General features: G+C 56.0%; 4 protein-coding genes, 1 tRNA gene and 1 rRNA gene. 2 read left to right on the top strand and 4 right to left on the bottom strand.

The features are described 5' to 3' along the window. Window positions 1-433, bottom strand: a 16S ribosomal RNA gene (locus tag H0V78_01835); the annotation flags it as partial. A gap of 393 nt (window positions 434-826) precedes the next feature. Between H0V78_01835 and H0V78_01830 the strand changes: the two genes are divergently transcribed. Together H0V78_01830 and H0V78_01825 are read left to right on the top strand one after the other, a co-directional pair. Continuing rightward, a complete protein-coding gene (locus H0V78_01830) occupies window positions 827-2056 on the top strand; it encodes a cytochrome P450 (GenBank protein MBA2350556.1) in 1230 nt (409 codons plus the stop codon). Then, complete coding sequence (locus H0V78_01825) at window positions 2056-4029, top strand: non-ribosomal peptide synthetase (GenBank protein MBA2350555.1); 1974 nt, start codon at window positions 2056-2058, stop codon at window positions 4027-4029. Before H0V78_01830 ends, H0V78_01825 begins: the two co-directional genes overlap by 1 nt. 17 nt (window positions 4030-4046) lie before the next feature. On the opposite strand, the gene H0V78_01820 is transcribed toward H0V78_01825, so the two are convergent. The 3 genes from H0V78_01820 to H0V78_01810 form a co-directional block, all read right to left on the bottom strand. Next, window positions 4047-4892, bottom strand: coding sequence for a lysophospholipid acyltransferase family protein (locus tag H0V78_01820; protein MBA2350554.1), 846 nt, complete (start codon window positions 4890-4892; stop codon window positions 4047-4049). 84 nt (window positions 4893-4976) lie between these two features. Next, window positions 4977-5825: a lysophospholipid acyltransferase family protein gene (locus H0V78_01815; protein ID MBA2350553.1), complete on the bottom strand. Its 849-nt coding sequence runs from the start codon at window positions 5823-5825 to the stop codon at window positions 4977-4979. 73 nt (window positions 5826-5898) lie between these two features. Continuing rightward, window positions 5899-5972, bottom strand: a tRNA-Met gene (locus tag H0V78_01810). Between the last annotated feature and the right edge of the window lie 87 nt (window positions 5973-6059).

The following is a 6059-nucleotide window of genomic DNA, read 5'->3' as shown; positions in this document are numbered from 1 at the left end:
GCTTTACAACCCGAAGGCCTTCTTCACTCACGCGGCATGGCTGGATCAGGGTTGCCCCCATTGTCCAAAATTCCCCACTGCTGCCTCCCGTAGGAGTCTGGGCCGTGTCTCAGTCCCAGTGTGGCTGATCATCCTCTCAGACCAGCTACTGATCGTCGCCTTGGTGGGCTTTTACCCCGCCAACTAGCTAATCAGACATAGGCCGCTCCAGAAACGCAAGGCCTTGCGGTCCCCTGCTTTCATCCGTGGATCGTATGCGGTATTAATCCGGCTTTCGCCGAGCTATCCCCCATTTCAGGATACGTTCCTATGTATTACTCACCCGTTCGCCACTCGCCACCAGGGTTGCCCCCGTGCTGCCGTTCGACTTGCATGTGTAAAGCATGCCGCCAGCGTTCAATCTGAGCCAGGATCAAACTCTTCAGTTTAATCTTAAAACTCTCGCATGACTTGCGGACTCGACCATCCTTGACGGTGATCGAAATCCAAAACTAATGCGAGCACTTCATCTTTGAAGCCGGCTCGATCCTTTTAACGGTTTCCCGTGCGAGGATCGCGCCGTCCAAGACAAGCGCCCACACTTATCGACTGTATTTTGTTAAAGAACGAAGGGCTGGGGTTTCACTGCGAGCATCTACGACGTGACCGGCCGAACCGCTTTGCGTGTCGCAAAGAATGCGCATTTTACAAAAGTACTGTGCCTTTTGCAATGAAAACCTCTAAAATTTTGCGTTGCCCGCTGGACTTACACTTCGTGCTACTCCCCCTTACTGACCAGCCGCCAACGGCGACCCGAAAACTTGACTTAAGCTTCCCCGACGGCACGTTGGAATGGCTCCTGGAGCTTTTCAACCAGCTTGGTGACATTTTCTGCCTGCTCACCAGGGAAGGCAAATCCGTCTACGTGGTCAGCAATCCGGATTACGTAAAACACGTGCTGGTCGCCAATCACTGCAATTATACGAAAGGCGTGGGCATCGATCGGGTCAAAATCCTGCTCGGCAACGGCCTGATGGCGAGCGAAGGCGATTTCTGGCAGCGCCAACGCAAGCTGGTTCAGCCGGCTTTTCACAAAACCGTGTTGAGCGGGATGCTGGAAGCGATTCGGGATTGCAATCTGACTCTGATCGATCGTTGGCGGCAAAGTCAGGTTGCCAATACGTCTGTCGATATCACTGAGGAAACCAGCAATCTTACCCTGCGCATTGTGCTGGACGCTCTTTTCGGAGACCAGATTGGACGCGCCTTCGAGACAGGCAGCGCGAATCCGTTTTCCGTCCTCACCGACGAACCCGAACGCAACCTTCAATTCGCCTACAAATTCCGCGGTCTGGGTAAACAACTGCAGCAATGGATAGAACAGCGCCGTGAGTGTTCGTCTCCTCGACAAGATCTTCTGGCGCTGATGATGCAAGCTCGCGACAGACAAAGCGGCGAGCCTATGACCGACAAGCAACTGATCGACGAAGCGATGACCTTGATCGTCGCCGGCCATGAAACAACCGCAAGCGCGTTGAACTGGCTGTGGTATCTGGTATCACAGCACCCCGAGGTCGAGCGGACGCTGCATGACGAAATCGACGCCACCGAACTACCGGTCGATTTGCAACTTGATGACTTGAACAGGTTTACCTACACGAGACAGGTCATCGCAGAAACACTTCGGCTCTATCCTCCCGGATGGCTGCTGACGCGACGTGCAATCGGCGAAGATCGAATCGGGAATTACAGGGTGCCCGCCGGAAGCGATGTTTTCATCTCGCCTTACCTGGTTCATCGGCATCCCGATCTCTGGAATGAACTGGACGCGTTCAGGCCGGAGCGCTTCGATACGCCGCAAAGCCATCGCTATGCAAGCATTCCGTTCGCAGCGGGCCCGCGGGCGTGTATCGGCGAGCAGTTTGCGCTCGCGGAGATGACCCTTCACGTGGCAATGGTCGCCCGCCGCTTTCGTCTATGCTATGTTCCCGGGCAGCCGATAGCGGTTGAAGCGCAGGTCAATCTGCGCACGCGGAACAACCTCTGGATGCGCGTCATTCCAAGAAATTCTCACTGATGCATTATTCAACCCTACCCGAAGCGCTGAACGCCCGCCGTTCGCCAGAACGAAGTGTCACCTATATCGAGGGCGAGCAAAATGAGCGCGTGGTCACCTTGGACACGATCTATCGCCGCGCACTCGGGTTGCTCTACCACTTGCAGCAACGCGGCGCTGCTCCAGGGAACGAGGTCATTCTGCTTTTGAATAGCAACGAACAGTTTATCGATGCATTCTGGGCTTGCCTGCTCGGCAAATTGATTCCAGTCCCTGTTGCCGCCGGCCTTTCAGATGAGCATCGCTTCAAATTTTTTCGCATTCTGAATAAGCTGAACAATCCCCTCCTATGCACGGATAAAAAAAACGCGGACAGACTTTCCGCCTTCGCGGAAGCAAACGAACTCGGGGCAGAGCTCAGTTCAATCGCCGGCAAGACGCTGCTGCTGGACAGGATCGAAGAACTGTCCCGCGATGGCGAAATGCACAAGACACAACCCGATGATCTCGCATTCATCCAGTTCTCGTCCGGCTCGACCAGCGAACCGAAAGGCGTCGCGCTCACCCATCGCAATCTTCTTACCAACATTTACGCGATCATCGAGCGCATCGCGTTATCCGAATCCGACAGGACGCTGTCGTGGATGCCGCTGACGCACGACATGGGCCTTATCGGTTTTCACCTGACGCCGCTTTTGGCCTCCGCACAGCACTACATCATGCCGACCGAAGTCTTCATTCGGCGTCCGCAATTGTGGCTGCAAAAAGCATCCGACAAGAAAGCCAACGTCTTGTGCTCGCCGAATTTTGGCTACAAACATTTTTTGAAAGCGTTCGAACCTCGCAAGGCGCGGTTCGATCTTGCGCACGTTCGCACGCTGTTCAACGGCGCCGAGCCGATCTCCGTCGCTCTCTGCGAAGATTTTCTGCGCACGACCGCGCAATTCGGCCTGCGGCGTAACGCGATGTATCCGGTTTATGGCCTCGCCGAGGCAAGCCTGGCTGTCACTTTCCCTGAAGCCGGGGCCGAATACAGGACGATTACTGTCGCCCGCGACGCGATGAAAGTGGGTGATGCGGTGCAGCCTCTCCCTGCCGCGGACAAAAACGGGATCAGCTTTGTCTGTGTGGGCTCGCCCGTCAAGGATTGCGTTGTCCGCATCGCCGACAACGATGGAATCGCGCTACCCGATTCTGTAATCGGTCGAATTCAGATCGCCGGCGGCAACGTAACCAGCGGCTATTACAACGATAGCGGCGCTACGCAGGCGGCGTTCGCCGGTGAATGGCTGGATACCGGGGATATCGGCTTCGTTGCGGACAGGGAGCTGACCGTCACTGGGCGTGCCAAGGAAATCATCTTCGTCAACGGCCAGAATTATTTCCCGCACGATCTGGAAGCGCTGCTTGGCAAAACAGCGGGCATCGAACTGGGCAAGGCAGCCGTTTGCGGCATCCGCAACGATCAGGCAGGCTCCGACGAGATTCTGGTATTCGTGTTATTCCGGGATGAGCTCGAGCAATTCCTGCCAGTCGCGAAATCGGTCAGAAAAAATATCACGGAACATGCTGGTCTTTCGATCTCGAAGGTCATTCCGGTCAGGCGCATTCCGAAGACGACGAGCGGCAAGATTCAACGCTATCTGCTTGCAGAAAGTTTTGCGAACGGCGAGTTCGGCGAAACGTTCGCCAGGCTGCAGTCGCTGGAGCGCCAGGATTCACGGCAGGCAGGCGACCAGACCGCCGTACAGACGATGCTGCACGAGATTTGCATAAACACAATTGCAGGGAAAAAAATCGGGCTGCACGACAACATCTTCGAACTCGGCACCAGTTCGCTGGCGCTCGCGCAAATCTACGAGCAGATCGAGAAGCACTGGCCGGGCAAACTCGAAATCACGGATTTTTTCGACTACCCGACCATCGCCGAGCTGGCTGCCTACCTGGAAGATAAGCTCGAAGTCAGGCTGAAGCCGCACCCAATCGTCAGCTAATCCGGCATCCGCGCCGGTCAGGCATACAGTGGCTTTTTATATTTCCACTTCCGGTGCAGCCATAACCAGTCGGCGGGGTACGTCTGGATCTGGCGCTCGACTTCCGCGACGTACCGTTCTATCACCTTGCTGGCGTCGCTGGCGTACGGCGGCTCCGCGATCAGTTTCAGCGCAACTTCATAAAAGCCGCGACGCAGGCGGCGCATTGCAACGAAAACGACCGGGGCACCGGTGATCGCCGCGATCTTGTCGGCGCCCACGAAGAAAGCCGAATCCTGATTCAGAAAGCGCGTCCAGTATTTTTCTTCATCGGCCAGCGGTGTCTGGTCGGCAACCATAGCGTAGCAGCGCGGCACTCCCTTGCGCTTGATAATCTCGGAAAAAAATTCCTTGACCGGAATCGGACGCGCGCCGAAGCGGGCCCGGGTTGTCAGCATGAAAGACTCGACGCGATTGTCGTGCAGCGGCTTGTAAACCGCATCGATGCCATGGCGAAACGAAATGCTGCTTGCCAGAAGCAGCCATTCCCAGTTGCACTGGTGCGCGGCCATCAGTATCACGGACTGTCCGCGATCGGCGCAGGCCTGCATGATTTCCAGATTGACGATGGCCACGCGGCGCACGATTTCCTGCCGGCTCATGGTGCGCGCCTTGATTGCCTCGACCAGAACCTCGGAGGCATTCCGGTAGAAGTCGCGCGCGATGCGGCAGCGCTCCGCATCGCTCTTGTCCGGAAACGAGTTTTTCAGATTCTCCCGCACGATTTCCGCGCGAAATCCCCAGATCCGATAAAGCCCGAAATAAATCGCGGGGGTCAGCCCGTAGAGGACGCGAAGCGGAAGCCTCGCTATCAAATCAAGCAACACAAGCGCTCGATTTCACGGCGCTGCGGGCGATCCCTGAGGCAGCGGAACATGTCGTGCAGAGATCGTGCCAGAGAGACGAAATCAATTGTACAAAGGCTTTTTGTACTTCCATTTGCGATACAGCCATAGCCAGTCCGCCGGGGATTTCCGTATCTGTTCCTCGGCTGCGACAGCGTAACTCTGCATGACCTGCAGATCGTCGCCGGCATACGGCGGCTCCGCCAGAAGCTGCAACGATGCGCGGTAATAACCCCGCCGCAAGCGCTCCATGCCGACAAAAAAAACTGGCGCCTGGGTGATGTGGGCGATGCGTTGCGGGCCGACGAAAAAAGCCGTGTCCTGATTCAGAAAACGAAGCCAGCACTTCTCATCGTCGACGCCAGGGGTTTGATCCGCGACCAGGGCAAATGCGGTTGAAGCGTTTTTTCTGCGCATGACCTCAAGCACGAAATCCCGGGTACTGATCGGGTTGCCGCCGAAACGGCTACGCACAGCGAGCATGTGACTGTCAATGCTGTCGTTTTTCAGTTCGCGATAAACCGCATCGACCTGAAACGGCAGCTTCAGACAACTCGCAAGCAGCAGCCATTCCCAGTTGCAGTGATGGGAGGCGAGCAACACGATCGATCGTCCCGCTTCATAATAATCCTGTGCCAGCTCGATATGCTCAATGATGACTCGCCGCCGCAGTTCCGCTTCGCGGATGCGGCCGCCCTTTATCAGTTCGGCGAGGACTTCGGAATAATTCCGATAGCATTGACGGGCGATAGCGTGCAGTTCGGCTTCCGATTTTTCGGGAAAAGAATTGCGCAAGTTGTCGAGGACTAGCGCTTTGCGAAAGCCCAACACCCGAAAGACGATGAAATAAACGGCGTTGGCGCCCAGATACAGGACAGGCAGGGGAAACAAGGCGAGAAGTTTATACAGCATAGACGTTGTACGAAAACGAGGCACAAAAAAAACGGCTAGGTTCAGCACTAGCCGCTTTGATTTCTATCGTGGGTTGCGGGGATAGGATTTGAACCTATGACCTTCGGGTTATGAGCCCGACGAGCTGCCAGACTGCTCCACCCCGCGCCAGATTTGAACCGCAATGTTATCAACCAGACGACTTCCGGTCAAGGTTAGGGCCTGCTCACACCTAAATCATGCCCCGCGTTGCCC

The organism is Burkholderiales bacterium (assembly GCA_013695435.1).
Lineage (GTDB): Bacteria > Pseudomonadota > Gammaproteobacteria > Burkholderiales > JACMKV01 > JACMKV01.
This window is presented reverse-complemented; position numbering and strand designations above follow the sequence as displayed.

Excerpts from the sequence above, each read along its gene's own strand:
- H0V78_01825 (MBA2350555.1), top strand. The coding sequence starts at position 2,056 with ATGCATTATTCAACCCTACCCGAAGCGCTGAACGCCCGCCGTTCGCCA.
- H0V78_01815 (MBA2350553.1), bottom strand. The coding sequence starts at position 5,825 with ATGCTGTATAAACTTCTCGCCTTGTTTCCCCTGCCTGTCCTGTATCTG.